Raw genomic sequence first — 16,995 nt, forward strand, 5'->3', positions numbered from 1 at the left:
AAGGTTTGAAAACTCTGAACCTTTGTCCCTTTGCAGCTTTGAACCTCAAAAATAAAAGAAATGACTTTTTCAGAAGAAAACTACCTTAAAGCGATATACCATCTTACTGCTTCATTAGAAACAGAAGTAAGCACAAATGCAATTGCTGAAATGATGGAGACGAAAGCTTCATCGGTTACGGATATGCTTAAAAAACTGTCTGAGAAAGATTTAGTGAATTATAAAAAATATCAGGGCGTTTCTTTAACGGAGAACGGAAAGTTAGCCGCCAAAATGATTGTTAGAAAACATCGTTTATGGGAAGTGTTTTTAGTCGAAAAACTCAACTTTTCCTGGGATGAGGTTCATGATATTGCTGAACAATTGGAACACATCAAATCTGAGCAATTGATTAACCGTCTGGATGACTTTTTAGGTAATCCAACGGAAGATCCGCATGGCGACCCTATTCCGGACGCAAATGGCAGAATTGTTAAGATTGAAAAACAACTGCTTTCTGAATTAACCGAAAATCAGGTTGGTGTTTGCGTAGGCGTGAAAGATACTTCATCTGAATTCCTGAAATATCTGGACAAACAAGAAATTGCATTAGGTTCTAAAATTGAATTCTTGTCCAAAGAATCTTTCGATTTATCGGTCAAAATAAAAGTTGACAGCAGAGAATTATCAATTTCGAATAAGATTGCTTCGAATTTGTTTGTGAAGCTGGTTTAGGCTTTTTCAGTTACAAGAAAATCCAGATTAACGAATTTGCTTTCTAAATTTTGCATCAAATTATCTACTTTGTTCAAACTTAATACATTGATTGCAATTCGTTTTTTAGCGTTCGAATTTGTTTCAATATAAAGCATAAAATTACTTATTCCAAAACCCTTTATCTCACTAAAAATCAATTTACGGGTTTCAAATATATCCTTTGAAATTATAGCATCATTAGTGAAAATAACTTTTTTTCTAAAAGCATTTATTATTAAAAGAACCGCAAAAATGATCATGATAAAACTCAATACAGGAGTCAAATAAAACAAATAACCTGTCGATAAACTTTTGCCATATACTTGAAATGCCAATGAATCTGAAGGTAATGAAAGGAAAGGAACCATTAACAAACTCACAAATATGAGTATTAGTAAAATGGAAAAAACTACAATAAAAACTTTCAGCCTGTGTGACATTGTATAAACATTCATCTGAAAATAATTTAGCTATTAATTTTTCGGCAAAAATAGGAAGTTGTTTTACAATAAAAGAGCAATAAAATTTTAATTCTCCTAAAATAAGACATATTTGTTCATCAGTATTTTTTATCGGTTTGAGAAACCCATTTCCCTGCAACATCTTCATTTTGCCTCAACAACAAATTTAACTGACCTACATGATGCTGAGCATGTCTCATGTTGTATAGGATCATTTCAATTCTATTGTAGTTTTTCTTTTTGGTTATGAATCTTTCTTTTGAAGTTTTTTCATTTAGTCCATCAATTAAAAAGAAGACTTTTTTACGGGAATACTCCAGATATTCTAACAATTCTTGTTTTAAATAAACTCTTTCAGGTAAAATTCCCTTGGGATCTAATTCAGATAAAGAAAACGGTTTGGGCGGAGAAAATGTATCAGGTTCTGTAGACGAATAATAATCAATCCAAAAAAGGGTATGATAAGCAGAATAGCAAAAATCTTTTTTATCCCAAAAACTTTCCGGACAAACCAAAATTGAACTTTCGAGCATATCTATTACGGCACCAAATTGTTTCCATAACATTGTTTTCAGTTCGTCCATAAATTTTAAGTTTAAACAATCCCTTTTTCGATCATTTCAAGCATTACCGGAGACGCATTTTTAAATGTTGGTTCTTGTTCGATGATACTTCCGGCGTTCTTTTTGTTAACTTTAAAAGTCACATCATTATCAGTTGTAAACAAAAGAGCTGTCAAAAACGGATTTTTGATGTAAGTTCCTAAAACCAATAAAGCTTCATCTAGGGTATGAATGCTTTCAATTTCTTCTGTTTTGTAACGAGTTGTCAATGAAATTGAATAGGTATTATCTTCATTAAGAACTAATCTAAAATAGATGTTCTTAATTTCAGTATCGCCCATTGTTTTGGCTAAAGTTAATTTTGCAAAAGTGCCGCTTTGAATGCTTTCTTTTACACGCTCACAAAAAAGAGCAAATATAGGTTCGTACATTTTTTTAAGTTGCTAAGGTTCTGAGATGCTAAGTTTCTAAGTTTTTTCTTAGTGAATCTTTGTGTGTTATTTTACCGCTAAGTTCACTAGGATTTACGCAAGGTTCGCAAAGCTTTGCATAAAATTCTTTGGGAAACTTCGTGAAATCTTTGTGTATCTCTGTGGTATAACTCTATTTCCCGGTAAATTCTGCTTTACGTTTTTCTAAAAATGCAGTTGTTCCTTCTTTAAAATCCTGAGTTCCGAAACATTTTCCAAATGATTTGATTTCGGTATCAAAACCATTTTTACCGTCTGTATAATTAGCATTTATTGCTTTTATTGCTCTACTGATAGCAAACGGAGCATTTTTAATGATTTTTTGGGCAATTACGTTTGTAAAAGTCAAAAGTTCAGCCTGAGGAACTACGTGATTTACCAGACCATATTCTTTGGCTTCTTCTGCAGAAATCATTGCTGCCGTCATAATCATTTCCATTGCACGGCCTTTTCCCACTAACTGAGGCAAACGCTGCGTTCCTCCGTAACCCGGAATTAATCCTAAAGTTACCTCTGGTAATCCCATTTTTGCATTATCTGAAGCAACTCTAAAATGACAAGCCATTGCCAACTCTAATCCGCCGCCAAGTGCAAAACCATTTACGGCTGCAATTACAGGTTTCTTTAAACCTTCTATAAAATCAAATAAGGTTTCTTGTCCTTCAGCCGCAAGTTGTGCGCCTTCGACAATAGTATAATTTGCAAATTCTGAAATATCAGCTCCGGCCACAAATGCCTTTTCTCCACTTCCTGTAATTATGATAACACGAACATCATCGTTTTTAGCCAATAATTTTACCGCTTTACTCAAATCACTAATTGTTGCTTTGTTTAAGGCATTCAACTTTGTAGGTCGATTAATGGTTACCGTTGCAATTCTTTCTTCAATAGAAATTAAAAGATTTTCGTAGTTCATGACAGTGGTTTTATGAGTTTGTGATAGGCAAGGAAACTCTAAAAGTGGTTCCTTTTCCGTAAGTTGATTCAAAGGTAATTGTTCCTTTGTAATTTTCTATGATGTTTTTGATAATTCCGAGTCCAAGTCCCATTCCGCTTGTTTTGGTGGTAAACTTTGGTTCGAAGATTCTACTGATATCTTGTTTCTGAATCCCAATTCCGTTATCTCTTACTGCGATTTCGACATTGTTGTTTCTTCGTTTTACGGTAACCAAAATTGATTTGTGAAACTGACTTTCCGGAATGGCCTGCGTTGCATTTTTAACCAAGTTGGTAATAACGCGAATCAGTTGTGTACGGTCCATTTTGGAGATAATTTCTTCTTCTTCACTTTCAAAAACAATATAATCTTCGTTGAAAATATCCAGTGAAAGTTCCACAACCTCAACCACATTCAAAGTTTCATTTTGCTGTGCCGGCATCGAAGCAAAATTTGAAAATGCCGAAGCCACTGCCGTCATTGTATCAATTTGCTGAATTAAGGTTTCAGAATAATCGTTTAGTTTCTGTTTTACATCTGGTGCCGTTGGATCAAACTTGCGTTGAAAACTCTGCACCGTTAAACGCATTGGCGTAAGCGGATTTTTAATTTCGTGTGCTACCTGTTTTGCCATTTCGCGCCAGGCTTCTTCACGTTCACTTTGAGCCAGTTTTATAGCACTGGTTTCCAATTTGTCGACCATTCCGTTATATGCCTTAATCAGGAAATTAACTTCTTTACTATTGGCTTCTAAAACAATTTTCTCGTTTTTCTGATCCAGATTGGTTTCTTCCAATCTATCCGAAATGGTTTTTAATGATTTTGTGATATAAGTTGACAGGAAATACGCCAAAGCAAAAGCCACAATCAACATAAAGGAATACACCTGACTTAAACGAATCAGGAAAGTATTTAACTCATTATCGTAATAACCATCGTCTTCTAAATATGGTAGGTTTAAAATGCCGAGTGGTTTAAATTTTTCGTCTTTAATTAAACTATATGATGATCTGTTTTTGACTCCGTCGATGGTTTTAATGTCAACAAAACGTTTTTCGATAGAAGACCGAACCAGTTTCAATATATAGTCCGGAACCGGAGGCGCTACTTTATCAACCGCAAAAGATTCTTTTGAGGATTTCAGCAGTTTTCCGTCAAGACTGTAAATATTGATTTCGATTTTGTGAATTTGGGCCAGTTCATGAATTTTATCTTTAAAAATCAAATCTAAATTAGCCGTTTTTAAAGGATAGGTTGTGGTTGCCAGAACGTAATTGATATGTTCTTTTACCGCATTTTCTTTTCGTTCTAAACGTTCCTGATGATATTCTTTAGCTTCATTTTTAAATTGAATAATCGAAATGGAAGCCAATAAAAAAGATGCCACAACAATCAATACAATCATCGACAGGAAAATCCTTGTTCGTAATGAAAGCATTGACATTTTTAGGTTGTTCAACATGTTTTGTTTCTTTTGTTTCAGGTTTGCTTCGCCAATTCGGCTCTGCCTCGTGTCAAGTTTCATGTTCCGTTGCGGGTGGCAACTTGAAACCTGAAACTTGAAACTAAAAAAACTATTTTTTCTCTCTTATTCTTTTATAAAAACGGAATCCCAGCATAATAATTATTGAGAATAAAAAGATTCCGATTACACCAAATATCCAGTTGATGGCACTTTTTAAAACTACTAAAAAAACCACGGCAAAAAGGATAATTGTTGCTCCTTCATTCCATAAACGCATAAAATTGTTAGTATATTTTACCTCATCGTTTTGAAGCTGTTTGAATATTTGATGACATTTTCCGTGATATAAATATAAAAGAAAAACGAAACATAATTTTACATGCATCCACGGCATTTTCATCCATACATGACCTGCATCTGTAAAGAACAGCATCCAAAAAGCAAAAATACTTGCCAAAACTGCCGATGGCCAAGTAATAATATACCACAAACGATAGGTCATTATTTTGTACTGTGCTTGTAAAATTTCCTTTTCAGGAGATGGCTTTTCGTTGGCTTCAATTTGGTACACGAATAAACGTACAATATAAAACAAACCCGCGAACCAGGTTATTACAAATATAAGATGCAGTGATTTTAGATAATTATAATATTCCATGCTTTTTGTTTCAGGTTTCAAGTTTCAAGTTTTTTTAAAGTTGATTATGCTCAACAATCTTTACTCTTTACTCTTTACTCTTTACTCTATTCTCTATTTTCTATTTAGCCCAATCATTAATCCAGTTACTCACAGTCTGGCACCATTCATCATCATCATTCAAACACGGAATTGCCAAGAATTCTTTTCCTCCGTTTGCTTCAAAATCTTCTTTGGCACGCATGGCGATTTCTTCCAGGGTTTCTAAACAATCAGAAACGAAAGCCGGGGTTACTACCGCTAAATTTTTGATTCCTTTTCCCGGCATTTTATCAATTTCAACATCAGTATAAGGTTCTAACCATTTGTCTCCTGCTAAACGAGATTGAAAAGTAAGACTGTATTTATCAGCAGGAAGTCCTAATAATTTCACGACTTGTCTTGTTGTTTCATAACATTGGTGACGGTAACAGAAATCGTGTGCCGGCGAAGGCGTGTTACAACAAGAACCATCAATTTTACAATGTGATTTCGTTACATCGGTTTTACGAATATGACGCTCCGGAATTCCATGATAAGAGAATAATAAATGATCATAATCAAAACCAACTAAATGTTTCTGAATTGAATCAGCAAGGTTTTTAATATAATCCGGTTTGTTGTAAAACGCAGGAACATCCGTAAAAGTCATTTGTGGAAATTTCTTTTTACGAATTTCCTCAGCTTTAACCAAAATAGTCAAGGTCGAAGCCATTGCATATTGCGGATATAACGGAAAAAGCATTACTTCTGTAACTCCTTTATCATGCAATTCCTGAAGTCCTTTTTCGATCGTCATGCTTCCGTAGCGCATTGCCAAAGCAACAGGAACATTTACTAAAGGCTGTACTTTCTTTTGCATTCTTTCAGACAGCACTACTAACGGAGAACCTTCTTCCCACCAGATTTTAGCGTATGCATGTGCTGATTCTTCCGGTCTTTTTCTTAGGATAATACCACGAACTAAAAAAGCTCTCAACAAATACGGAACATCGATCACGTATTTATCCATTAAAAATTCGTCTAAGTACGGTTTTACATCTTTTGTAGTTGGACTTTCTGGAGATCCCAAGTTTACTAATAATACGCCTTTCATTTATTCTTTGCTTTAGGCTTTAAGCTCTAGGCTTTAAGCGTTTAATTTGTTTTTAAAAATTCCGTCAAAAGTAGAAATTGCTACTTTTTAGAAATATGATAATTATTACTTTTTATTTATTGTTCAATATCGAAAATTGATTTCTGGATATTGGCACACTGATTTAACGGGTTTAACAGGTTTTCGCAGATTTAAAATTCGTGCTAATTTGTGAATCCCGATAGCTATCGAGAGTGGCGGACAAAAACCTAAACATTCGTATTAATCGACATCAAATACTTTTTTGGAGTTGTCGCAAACTTTTTCTTGAATGCTGCTATAAAGTGACTTCCTGTGCTGTAACCGATTTTCAATCCCACTTCGTTTACGTTATATGATCCGCTGTCCAACAATTTTCTGGCGAAATCCATTTTATAGTCAAAAAGGAAACCATAAACTGTATCTCCGTAAATTTGTTTGAAACCCATTTTAAGTTTTTTCAAATTCAAACCAATTTCGTCTGCGAGTTCTTGCAATCCGGGAGGCTCAGCCATATTGGCGATGATAATTTCTTTTGCTTTTCGAATCTTCAAAACGTTGTCTTCATCAATTAAAAACGGACATTGTTCTGCGTTTGGATCTTCGGTTCTGTTAAAATACAAACTCAATAATTCGTATCCTTTTCCTTTGTAATAAAGGTTTTTTATCGATGGATGAAGGTTGTAATGAAACAGCTGGCTTAGCACAATAGCCATAGAAGGACTAATATTACCTTCGTTATAATATTTTTTGTCCTTATTATCAGGACTTAAAAAAGTAATATAATCTGCTTCTGCAGAAAACAACGCGTGAAATTTCTTGATCGATACAATTACAGAAATGACCCATGAATTTGGAGCCAACTCTAAATTCAGCGGTAATTCTTTTTGTGGATTGTATAAAAGCAGCGATTTTTCTTCCTTTAAATCTAAAGCGTAAGTGCCTTGATTAAACAAGAATTTAGCATTGCCTTTTATCCCGAAGTGAAACTGTATCAGACCACTACCAACTTCGTGCTGTCCAAAAAATGGTTCTGAACTATCGTTTTGAAAACGAATAAGCGTAAAGTCGTCTTCAATTTTTATAATTTCCTGAGAACTCATAGCGATATTTTTTTAAAACTAAAATCATAATAAATTGGAAATGTTATTTAGAATCACTCTAAACAAATCATTTCTAACAACTTGATTTTGCTACAAAAATACTTCTTTTTGCATAAAAACAGACGTTTAGAAACAAAAAAACATGCAGCGATACAAAAAGTACTTTTAGCGTTACTTTTATAAACACTATAATGATAATTTTGTTGCACTTTTATGAAAGTAGATTTATGGAAAACAATAACGCACCGAAACACCTATATTTTTATTCAGTTGGTCTGAGTTATAAAAAAGCTGATGCTGAGGTTAGAGGTCAATTTAGTTTGGATGCAGTTGCAAAAACGCGTTTGCTGGAACAAGCTAAAATAGAAGGAATAGAAAGTTTAATTGTCACTTCGACTTGCAACAGAACCGAAATCTACGGTTTTGCTGAACACCCTTTTCAATTAATAAAACTTATTTGCGATAATAGTAACGGATCTGTGGATGCTTTCCAAAAAGTGGGATTCGTTTATAAGAATCAGGAAGCTATAAACCATTTGTTTCGCGTAGGAACTGGTTTAGACAGTCAGATTCTTGGCGATTTTGAAATTATATCTCAAATCAAAACCAGTTTTACACATTCTAAATCAATGGGTTTAGCCAATACTTTTATGGAAAGATTGGTTAACGCCGTGATTCAGGCTAGCAAAAAAATCAAGAACGAAACAGAAATTAGTTCTGGAGCGACTTCGGTTTCTTTTGCATCGGTTCAATACATTATCAAAAATGTAGAGGATATCGGTAATAAAAACATTTTACTTTTCGGAACAGGAAAAATTGGAAGAAATACTTGTGAGAATCTGGTAAAACATACCAAAAACGAACACATTACTTTAATCAACAGAACGAAAGACAAAGCTGAGAAATTGGCCGGAAAACTAAATTTGATTGTTAAAGATTATTCGGAACTGCATTTAGAACTTCAAAAAGCCGATGTTGTGGTTGTCGCAACTGGCGCACAAAACCCAACGGTTGATAAAGCGATTTTAAATCTTAAAAAACCTTTATTGATTCTGGATTTATCGATTCCGAAAAACGTTCATGAAAATGTAGAGGAATTAGAAGGTGTAACTTTGATTCATATGGATTATTTGTCTCAATTGACAGATGAAACTTTGGAAAACAGAAAACTACATATTCCTGCTGCCGAAGCAATTATTGAAGAAATTAAAGAGGAATTTGTAACCTGGACAAAAGGACGAAAATTTGCTCCTACTATAAATGCTTTAAAAGAAAAACTGAATGCTATTAAAGTTTCAGAATTAGATTTTCAAAGCAGAAAAATTGCAGATTTTAATGAAGCCCAGGCTGAAATTATCAGCAACAGAATTATTCAAAAAATCACTACACATTTTGCCAATCACTTAAAAGACGACGACACCATGGTCGATGAAAGCATCGAATGGATCGAAAAAGTCTTTAAAATAAAAGCATCTTAAAAACATAATTTTCCACCATATAAGTTATATAAGTTCATTTAACTATAGTTATTTACGCATTGCTTAAATTTACTTATATAACTTATATGGTGGAGAAAAAGTAAAACATGGCTGAAAAAACAATCAGAATAGGAACACGCGATAGCGAATTGGCACTTTGGCAAGCACATACTGTCGAGAAAAAATTAAACGATTTAGGTTATAAAACCTCAATTGTTGCGGTTAAATCTCAAGGTGATATTATTCTGGATAAACCTTTGTACGAACTTGGGATTACCGGAATTTTTACTAAAACTCTTGACATTGCTATGATTAACGGCGATTGTGACATTGCAGTTCATTCGATGAAAGATGTTCCAACGGCTTTACCAAAAGGAATTGTTCAGGCTGCGGTTTTAGAAAGAGCCAATGTCGTGGATATTTTAGTTCATAAAGGAAATCCTAATTTTGCAAATCCAAGTACCATTGCTACCGGAAGTTTGCGTCGTCAGGCACAATGGTTCAATAAATACCCAAATCATACTGTGGTTGATTTACGCGGAAATGTAAATACGCGTATGCAAAAACTACAAGACAATAATTGGGACGGAGCTGTTTTTGCCGCTGCAGGTTTGGAGCGCATCAACCTGAAACCAGAAAATTATATCAATTTAGATTGGATGATTCCCGCGCCGGCACAAGGAGCAATGCTGGTTGTGGCAATGGAAAATGACAATTATACACTCGACGCACTTTCACAATTAAATGATATTGAAACTGAAATCTGTACTTATATTGAACGTCAGTTTTTAAGAACGCTGGAAGGCGGTTGTACCGCGCCAATTGGGGCTTTGGTTCGATATAATGAAGATGAGGACACTTTGCATTTTCAAGGCATTTTACTTTCTGTTGATGGAAAGCAAAAATTGGAAATCGAAAAAACCGTTGATATTTCAGAATGGAAAAAATTAGGTTTTCATTCGGCACAGGAAATTCTAAACAATGGCGGAGCCGAATTGATGGCATCTATTAAAGAATCTTTAAAAAAATAAATGGCAAAATCAATTCAAATATTATCTACAAAAAAGCTATCGGGCGAACAAAAACAAGCATTGATAAAAGCCAATCTTGAAGTTATTGATACTGATTTCATTCAGACTCAAAATAAATCTTTCGAGTTAAAAGACCTCAACGATAATTTGATTTTTACAAGTCAAAATGCGGTTCATAGTGTTTTATCTGATCCAAAATCAGAACAGCTCAAAAGTAAAAACGTTTTTTGTGTTGGTTTAAAAACAAAAATCCTTTTATCTGAAAGTGGCTTTAATGTTGTCGCTTACACAGGGTATGCTTCAGATTTAGCCGAAATCATCACTTTGATTTATGGACGTGAAAGCTATACTTTTTTCAGCGGAAATCTTCGCAGAGAAACATTGCCTCAGGCTTTAAAAGAAGCCGATGTAAAATTCAACGAGATTAAGGTTTATGATACTTCATTAACGCCTCAGAAAATAAAAACAGCCGTTGATGCGATCTTATTTTTTAGTCCTTCCGGCGTTGAAAGTTATTTGAAAGATAACACGATCAAGAAAGAAAAGTGCTTTTGCATTGGAGAAACCACTGCTGAAGCTTTAGCAAAAATTACAAAGAACATCATTATTGCTGATCAGCCAACGGTTGAGGATGTGATTGAAGATGTAATTGAAGAATATAAATAACATATACGCTTCCTGCAAGGTTTTCAAAACCTTGTAGGTATATAAAATAATCAACAACAATACCTACAAGGTTTTGAAAACCTTGCAGGATAAATAAATAAAAGATGTTAAAAAACGACCTATTTTTAAAAGCACTTAAAGGAGAAACTGTTCAACGTCCGCCAGTATGGATGATGCGTCAAGCTGGAAGGTATTTACCTGAATTCATCGCTTTGCGAGATAAATACGATTTCTTTACCCGTTGTCAAACTCCTGAATTAGCAGCTGAAATCACAGTTCAGCCAATTCGCAGAATCGCTCCGGATGCAGCGATTTTATTCTCAGATATTTTGGTTGTTCCGCAAGCAATGGGAATTGAGGTATTGATGAAAGAAAATTTCGGTCCGTTTTTGCCAAATCCAATTCGTTCGCTTGCTGATGTTCATAGAGTTTACGTTCCGGATATTCAGGAAAGTTTAGGTTATGTAATGGATGCTATTAAATTGACCAAAGAAATGCTGAACGACGAAGTGCCATTAATTGGTTTCGCAGGTTCGCCTTGGACAATTTTCTGCTATGCTGTTGAAGGAAAAGGTTCTAAAAGTTTTGATACTGCAAAAGGTTTCTGTTTTTCAAACCCGGCTGCAGCACATACATTATTACAAAAAATTACAGATACAACTATTTTATATTTAAAAGAAAAAGTAAAAGCAGGAGTTGATGCCGTTCAGATTTTTGATTCTTGGGGAGGAATGCTTTCTCCGGTTGATTATCAGGAATTTTCATGGAAATACATCAACCAAATTGTTGAAACTTTGGCTGATCACGCTCCGGTTATCGTTTTCGGAAAAGGGTGTTGGTTTGCTCTTGGCGAAATGGGTAAAAGTAGAGCTTCGGCACTTGGAGTAGACTGGACATGTTCGGCTAGAAATGCTCGTTATTTATCTGGTGGAAACATTACTTTACAAGGGAACTTTGATCCGTCAAGATTACTTTCTCCGATTCCAACTATCAAAAAAATGGTTCACGAAATGATCGATGAATTCGGAAAAGATAAATATGTTGTAAATTTAGGTCACGGAATTTTACCAAATATTCCTGTAGATCACGCAAAAGCGTTTATTGACGCGGTTAAGGAATACGGAAATTAATATTCAGTCTTTCGATAATGTTTTGCTTTCCTGCAAGGTTTCCAAAACCTTGTAGGTATAATGAACATAGCGTAAATAAATTGCAAACGGTTTTGGAAACCTTGCAGGAAGTAAAAAGAATACTAACAAATATGAAGTTGGAGGTTTTAGAGAAGGATTGTTATTATCATATTTATAATCGTGGGATTAATGGAATCAATATTTTTGAAAGTGATGACAATAAGCTTTATTTCTTAAAGCAGATTTCAAAGTATCTGTCTGATAAGATTTCAGTTTTTGCTTATTGTCTGATGAATAATCATTTTCATTTAGTTATTCGCTTAAACTATGAAGAGAAAGAAGTTACACAAGCCTTTTCAAACTTGTTTAACTCTTATGCAAAAGCTTTCAATAAACAGACAAACAGAACAGGAAGTTTATTCGAAAAGCATTTTAAAAGAATAAAATTAAACGACGAAAATTATTTAAGACATTTGATAATTTATGTTCATTTGAATCCTAAACATCATTTTGATCTTGATTTTAAGGATTTCAGATTTTCATCTTATCGCGCTTTTTTATCTGATAAAGAGACAAAAATAGAACGTGAAGAGGTTTTAAATTTATTTAGTGATATTGAAAATTTCATTTTTTGTCATAACCAAAAGAATGATTTTTTAAACGAAACTTATACTTTTGAATGATTCATTTCTCGTCCTGCAAGGTTTTCAAAACCTTGTAGGTCTAAGTTAGAGATAATCAAAATCTTTTTTTAGTAGATAACGCAAATAATAAATACCTACAAGGTTTTGGAAACCTTGCAGGAAACTCAAACTGAATAAATATGCTCAACAAAGGTTTAAGAGACGAAGAAGCGATTAGAATTGACAATGTCCTGAAAACATTGCGCTCGCTTGACTTTGTACCTCAGCCATTGACCGATGATGCAAAATCAGATATCGAAAATCAATTAAAAGAATTCGGTTTAAACATTCAAACTTTAATTGATTATCAAAATGAAGAATTAATAACATTATTAACTCGCTGTAATTTAGATTTCAATCAATTAGAACTATTTGCTGATTTTTTGATGGACTTTTCTAAAGTTGAAAACTACAATTTTGAAGATAAGGCTTTGGCTATTTATCAATATATTCAGCAGGAAAGCAAGGTTTTTTCTTTTGGGATAAATGCTAAAATCGCTTCGGCTAAAAACAAATAAAATGAGTTTTACAGATTGGAAAATAGAAACGATTAACAACATTCTTCCGGAAGAGTTTTATAACCTTATCGAAAAGAATAAAAATCACATCGCTAAAACATTTCCGGTTACTTTAGAGCACACTGCGGATTTAGAAAAAACCAAACAATTTATTGCTTTAAACCAGGATAAAGAAAACCACAAAGAAGGTTATTTTTTTTATCCAAGGGATATAAATACCAATGTTTTGATTGGCTATTTATGCATAAAAAGCATAGATAACCAAAAATCAAAATGCGAATTGGGTTATTTTGTTGATGAAGATTATCAGGGAAAAGGAATTATCTCTAAATTGGTTTCAGAAACATTAGCTTTTTGTTTCAATATTCTAAAAATGAATAAGGTTTTTATCTGCACTTCAAAAATCAATACTGCAAGTCAGCAAATTGCCTTGAAACATCATTTTAAACAAGAAGGAATATTACGAGAAGAATTTAAAAGCAGCGACGGAACATTAGAAGATGTCGTTTATTTTGGATTGTTAAAATCAGAATACAATACACATGAAAGATAAATTTTACGCATACATACAAAAGTTACAAGACCAAATCTGTGCCGGATTAGAAGCTGTTGACGGAACTGCAAAATTTCGTGAAGATCTTTGGAAACGCCCGGAAGGTGGTGGCGGAAGAACACGTGTAATTGAAAACGGTCCCGAAGGCTCGGGAGTTTTCGAAAAAGGCGGTGTAAACATTTCAGCCGTTCATGGAAAATTGCCTGAAGCGATGCAGAAAATTTTTGGCGTTGGCGAAGCAGATTTTTTTGCCTGCGGATTAAGTTTGGTTATTCATCCTAAAAATCCCATGGTTCCTACCGTGCACGCCAATTGGCGATATTTTGAAATGTATGATGAACATGGAAAAGTAATCGAACAATGGTTTGGCGGCGGACAGGATTTAACGCCTTATTATTTGTTTGAAGAAGATGCAACTCACTTTCATCAAACGTGTAAAACAGCTTGTGACAAACACAATCCAGAGTTTTATCCGAAGTATAAAAAACAATGCGATGCTTATTTTTGGAATGCTCACAGAAATGAAGCCCGCGGAATTGGCGGTTTGTTTTTTGATTATTGCAAAGCAAATGAATCAATGACAATGGAAAACTGGTTCAATTTTGTATCTGAAGTTGGGAATAGTTTCTTAGAGGCTTATGTTCCTATTGTGGAGAAAAGAAAAGCATTAGCCTATAATCCAGAAAACAGAAACTGGCAGGAAATACGTCGTGGACGTTATGTAGAGTTCAATTTGGTTCATGACAAAGGCACTTTATTCGGTTTAAGAACCAACGGAAGAATTGAAAGTATTTTGATGAGTTTGCCTCCGCATGTACAATGGGTTTACGATCATCATGCTGAAGCGGGAAGTGAAGAAGAAAAACTGGTAAATGTATTGGAAAATCCACGTGAGTGGATTTCATAATTTAACTAATATCCATTAACACAGAAACATATATTTAAATTGTAATTTAGAGATTCTCTTTCAAACAAATTTTGAGGCAAGGGAAACTAGCATCAAATTAATCTAAAATTTAAAATATTATGGCAAAAATAAACCAGACACAGTTAGAACGTATGCATTCCGGTAAAGGATTTATTGCTGCATTAGATCAAAGTGGAGGAAGCACGCCAAAAGCATTATCGCAATATGGCGTTGAAGAAAGCAGTTATACAAATGACGAAGAAATGTACACACTTGTACATGAAATGAGAACCCGCATTATTAAAAGTCCTGCTTTTGATAGCGAATATATCCTGGGTGCCATTTTATTTGAAAACACAATGAACCGTAAAATTGACGGACAATGGACCGCCGATTATTTATGGGACAAGAAAAACATAGTTCCGTTCTTAAAAGTAGACAAAGGACTTGCTGATCTTGCAAATGGTGTACAGTTGATGAAACCTATTGCAAATTTAGATGAATTATTAACTCGTGCTGTAGAAAGAAATGTTTTTGGCACTAAGATGCGTTCTCTTATAAAAGAAGCAAATGCCGTTGGAATTCGTGAAGTAGTCGAACAGCAATTTGCAGTTGGTAAACAAATCTTCAAAAAAGGACTTGTACCAATCATTGAACCTGAAGTTGATATTTATAGCGCTGATAAAGAAAAATCAGAAGAAATTCTAAAGGAAGAAATCAAAAAACAACTTGATTTATTAGATAAAGATGTAAAAGTAATGTTGAAATTGTCTATTCCAACTGTAGATGACTTTTACAGTGAACTAATGTCTGACCCACATGTTGTGCGTGTTGTGGCTTTGTCTGGCGGGTATGCTCAGGAAGAAGCCAATCAAAAACTGGCGCAAAACCACGGATTGATTGCAAGTTTTTCCCGCGCATTGTCTGAAGGGCTTTCTGCTGGTCAGTCTGATCATGATTTCAACAATATGCTTGGTAAAACAATTAAAGAAATTTACGCTGCTTCTATTACATAAAAAGTTACAATATAAAATAGGCTTGTAGATTTAGAAGTAGTATATCAATCTAAAATCTACAGTCTAAAATCTAAAATTTAAAATATTATGTTCCCATTACAAAGAAACCGCCGTTTAAGAACCAATGAATCAATTCGTTCATTAGTTCGCGAAACTAGTTTAAGTCCGCAGGATTTTATGCTTCCGATGTTTGTTGCAGAAGGAAAAGATGTAAAAGTTGCTATTCCGTCAATGCCTGGCATTTATCGTCACTCGTTGGATAATACGATTAAAGAAGTAAAGGAAGCTTGGGATTTAGGCATTAAAGCGGTTAATATTTACGTAAAAGTAAGCGACAATCTTAAAGATAATAAAGGGGTTGAAGCGTGGAATAAAGATGGTTTAATGCAACAAACCATTCGTGCTATAAAAGATGCTGTTCCGGAGATGATTGTTATGCCGGATGTGGCTCTTGATCCCTATTCAATTTATGGTCATGACGGAATTATAGAAAACGGCCAATTGATAAACGATGCCACTGTTGATGCATTAACCCGAATGAGTTTAAGCCACGCTGAAGCCGGAGCAGATTTTGTAGCGCCAAGCGATATGATGGATGGACGCGTTTTGGCGATTAGAAAAGCATTGGAAGAAAACGGGCATCACAATGTGGGAATCATGAGTTACAGTGCAAAATATGCTTCGGCATTTTATGGTCCTTTTCGTGATGCCCTGGATTCTGCTCCGGTAGATTCTCAAAATATTCCTAAGGATAAAAAAACATACCAAATGGATTATGCCAATCGAATTGAAGGAATTCGTGAAGCTTTATTGGATGTTGAAGAAGGTGCAGATATTGTAATGGTAAAACCCGGAATCGCTTATTTGGATATTGTTCGAGAGGTAAAAAATGCCGTTCATGTGCCGGTTGCAGTTTACCAGGTATCTGGTGAGTACGCTATGGTAAAGGCAGCAGCAGAAAGAGGATGGCTTGATCATGATAAAATTATGCTAGAGCAACTTTATTGCATTAAGCGTGCGGGAGCAAGTATTATATCAACTTATTTTGCAAAAGAAGCTGCAGTAATTTTAAATAAATAATAATGAAGAAAAAAGTATTATTCTTATCTGCTGTATTAGCTTTAGCATCCTGTAAAAAAGAAGTAGCCGAAAATACCGATCAAAATTCAACCGAATCTTATTCTGAAGGAGAATCGGCGAAAGCCAAAACACCTGAAGCTTTAGGAAAAGAAATTTTTGAAGGAAAAGGAAATTGTACTGCCTGCCATCAGGTTGATCAAAAAATAATTGGTCCGAGCATTCAGGAAATTGCCAAAATGTACAAGGATAAAAATGCAGATATTATTACATTCCTGAAAGGAAATGCAGAACCAATTGTGGATCCTAGTCAATTTGATGTAATGAAAACTAATTTTCCGGTTACAAAAGCAATGTCTGACGAAGAACTCAAAGCTATTGAAACTTATATTTACAGTAATCTTAAGTAAAT

At 34.4% G+C, this 16,995-nt stretch carries 20 protein-coding genes; 12 read left to right on the forward strand and 8 right to left on the reverse strand.

Annotated features, from left to right (window positions below; all coding sequences use genetic code 11):
• Positions 1-60: 60 nt before the first annotated feature.
• Positions 61-714, forward strand: coding sequence for a metal-dependent transcriptional regulator (locus AC4FQ3_RS19070; RefSeq protein ID WP_302094042.1), 654 nt, complete (start codon positions 61-63; stop codon positions 712-714).
• Here AC4FQ3_RS19070 and AC4FQ3_RS19075 read toward each other — a convergent pair.
• The 8 genes from AC4FQ3_RS19075 to AC4FQ3_RS19110 all read right to left on the reverse strand — a co-directional run bounded on the left by AC4FQ3_RS19075 (position 711) and on the right by AC4FQ3_RS19110 (position 7,524).
• On the reverse strand, positions 711-1,190 hold the full coding sequence (locus tag AC4FQ3_RS19075) for a hypothetical protein (protein WP_131494897.1): 480 nt from the start codon (positions 1,188-1,190) through the stop codon (positions 711-713). The two genes, AC4FQ3_RS19070 and AC4FQ3_RS19075, sit on opposite strands and share 4 nt — an antisense overlap.
• A 104-nt stretch (positions 1,191-1,294) precedes the next feature.
• Positions 1,295-1,780 carry a DinB family protein gene (locus AC4FQ3_RS19080; RefSeq protein WP_491182896.1) on the reverse strand — a complete coding sequence of 162 codons (486 nt, stop codon included), beginning with the start codon at positions 1,778-1,780 and terminating at the stop codon, positions 1,295-1,297.
• A gap of 11 nt (positions 1,781-1,791) precedes the next feature.
• Entirely contained in the window at positions 1,792-2,190 is a 399-nt protein-coding gene (locus AC4FQ3_RS19085) for a hypothetical protein (RefSeq protein ID WP_042563594.1), read from the reverse strand.
• A gap of 172 nt (positions 2,191-2,362) precedes the next feature.
• Complete coding sequence (locus AC4FQ3_RS19090) at positions 2,363-3,145, reverse strand: enoyl-CoA hydratase/isomerase family protein (protein ID WP_073394386.1); 783 nt, start codon at positions 3,143-3,145, stop codon at positions 2,363-2,365.
• A gap of 10 nt (positions 3,146-3,155) precedes the next feature.
• A complete protein-coding gene (locus tag AC4FQ3_RS19095; RefSeq protein WP_082036914.1) occupies positions 3,156-4,571 on the reverse strand; it encodes an ATP-binding protein in 1,416 nt (471 codons plus the stop codon).
• Between the two features lie 169 nt (positions 4,572-4,740).
• Complete coding sequence (locus AC4FQ3_RS19100) at positions 4,741-5,289, reverse strand: CopD family protein (protein WP_042563596.1); 549 nt, start codon at positions 5,287-5,289, stop codon at positions 4,741-4,743.
• 100 nt (positions 5,290-5,389) lie between these two features.
• Positions 5,390-6,403 (reverse strand): ferrochelatase, encoded by a 1,014-nt coding sequence (gene hemH, locus AC4FQ3_RS19105; RefSeq protein ID WP_491182897.1) that lies wholly within the window; start codon positions 6,401-6,403, stop codon positions 5,390-5,392.
• Between the two features lie 248 nt (positions 6,404-6,651).
• On the reverse strand, positions 6,652-7,524 hold the full coding sequence (locus AC4FQ3_RS19110) for a helix-turn-helix domain-containing protein (RefSeq protein WP_042563598.1): 873 nt from the start codon (positions 7,522-7,524) through the stop codon (positions 6,652-6,654).
• A gap of 227 nt (positions 7,525-7,751) precedes the next feature.
• On the opposite strand from AC4FQ3_RS19110, the gene hemA reads away from it, so the two are divergent.
• The 11 genes from hemA to AC4FQ3_RS19165 all read left to right on the forward strand — a co-directional run bounded on the left by hemA (position 7,752) and on the right by AC4FQ3_RS19165 (position 16,993).
• Entirely contained in the window at positions 7,752-9,002 is a 1,251-nt protein-coding gene (hemA, locus tag AC4FQ3_RS19115; RefSeq protein WP_302094049.1) for a glutamyl-tRNA reductase, read from the forward strand.
• Positions 9,003-9,109: 107 nt separating this feature from the next.
• The gene (gene hemC, locus AC4FQ3_RS19120) at positions 9,110-10,033 is read left to right on the forward strand and encodes a hydroxymethylbilane synthase (RefSeq protein WP_491182898.1); all 924 of its coding nucleotides are present in this window, start codon (positions 9,110-9,112) and stop codon (positions 10,031-10,033) included.
• A complete protein-coding gene (locus AC4FQ3_RS19125; RefSeq protein ID WP_491182899.1) occupies positions 10,034-10,699 on the forward strand; it encodes a uroporphyrinogen-III synthase in 666 nt (221 codons plus the stop codon).
• Between the two features lie 104 nt (positions 10,700-10,803).
• Entirely contained in the window at positions 10,804-11,829 is a 1,026-nt protein-coding gene (gene hemE, locus AC4FQ3_RS19130; protein ID WP_491182900.1) for a uroporphyrinogen decarboxylase, read from the forward strand.
• A gap of 131 nt (positions 11,830-11,960) precedes the next feature.
• A complete protein-coding gene (locus tag AC4FQ3_RS19135; protein WP_491182901.1) occupies positions 11,961-12,512 on the forward strand; it encodes a transposase in 552 nt (183 codons plus the stop codon).
• 140 nt (positions 12,513-12,652) lie between these two features.
• Positions 12,653-13,030: a hypothetical protein gene (locus AC4FQ3_RS19140; RefSeq protein ID WP_491182902.1), complete on the forward strand. Its 378-nt coding sequence runs from the start codon at positions 12,653-12,655 to the stop codon at positions 13,028-13,030.
• A 1-nt stretch (position 13,031) separates the two neighbouring features.
• A complete protein-coding gene (locus tag AC4FQ3_RS19145) occupies positions 13,032-13,583 on the forward strand; it encodes a GNAT family N-acetyltransferase (protein ID WP_491182903.1) in 552 nt (183 codons plus the stop codon).
• Complete coding sequence (gene hemF / locus AC4FQ3_RS19150; protein ID WP_491182904.1) at positions 13,573-14,490, forward strand: oxygen-dependent coproporphyrinogen oxidase; 918 nt, start codon at positions 13,573-13,575, stop codon at positions 14,488-14,490. Before AC4FQ3_RS19145 ends, hemF begins: the two co-directional genes overlap by 11 nt.
• Before the next feature lie 128 nt (positions 14,491-14,618).
• Positions 14,619-15,506: a fructose bisphosphate aldolase gene (locus AC4FQ3_RS19155; RefSeq protein WP_491182924.1), complete on the forward strand. Its 888-nt coding sequence runs from the start codon at positions 14,619-14,621 to the stop codon at positions 15,504-15,506.
• An 87-nt stretch (positions 15,507-15,593) separates the two neighbouring features.
• On the forward strand, positions 15,594-16,586 hold the full coding sequence (gene hemB, locus AC4FQ3_RS19160; protein WP_491182905.1) for a porphobilinogen synthase: 993 nt from the start codon (positions 15,594-15,596) through the stop codon (positions 16,584-16,586).
• A 2-nt stretch (positions 16,587-16,588) separates the two neighbouring features.
• The gene (locus AC4FQ3_RS19165) at positions 16,589-16,993 is read left to right on the forward strand and encodes a c-type cytochrome (protein ID WP_491182906.1); all 405 of its coding nucleotides are present in this window, start codon (positions 16,589-16,591) and stop codon (positions 16,991-16,993) included.
• Positions 16,994-16,995 lie beyond the last annotated feature (2 nt).

It is taken from the genome of Flavobacterium sp. AK-345, assembly GCF_058310175.1.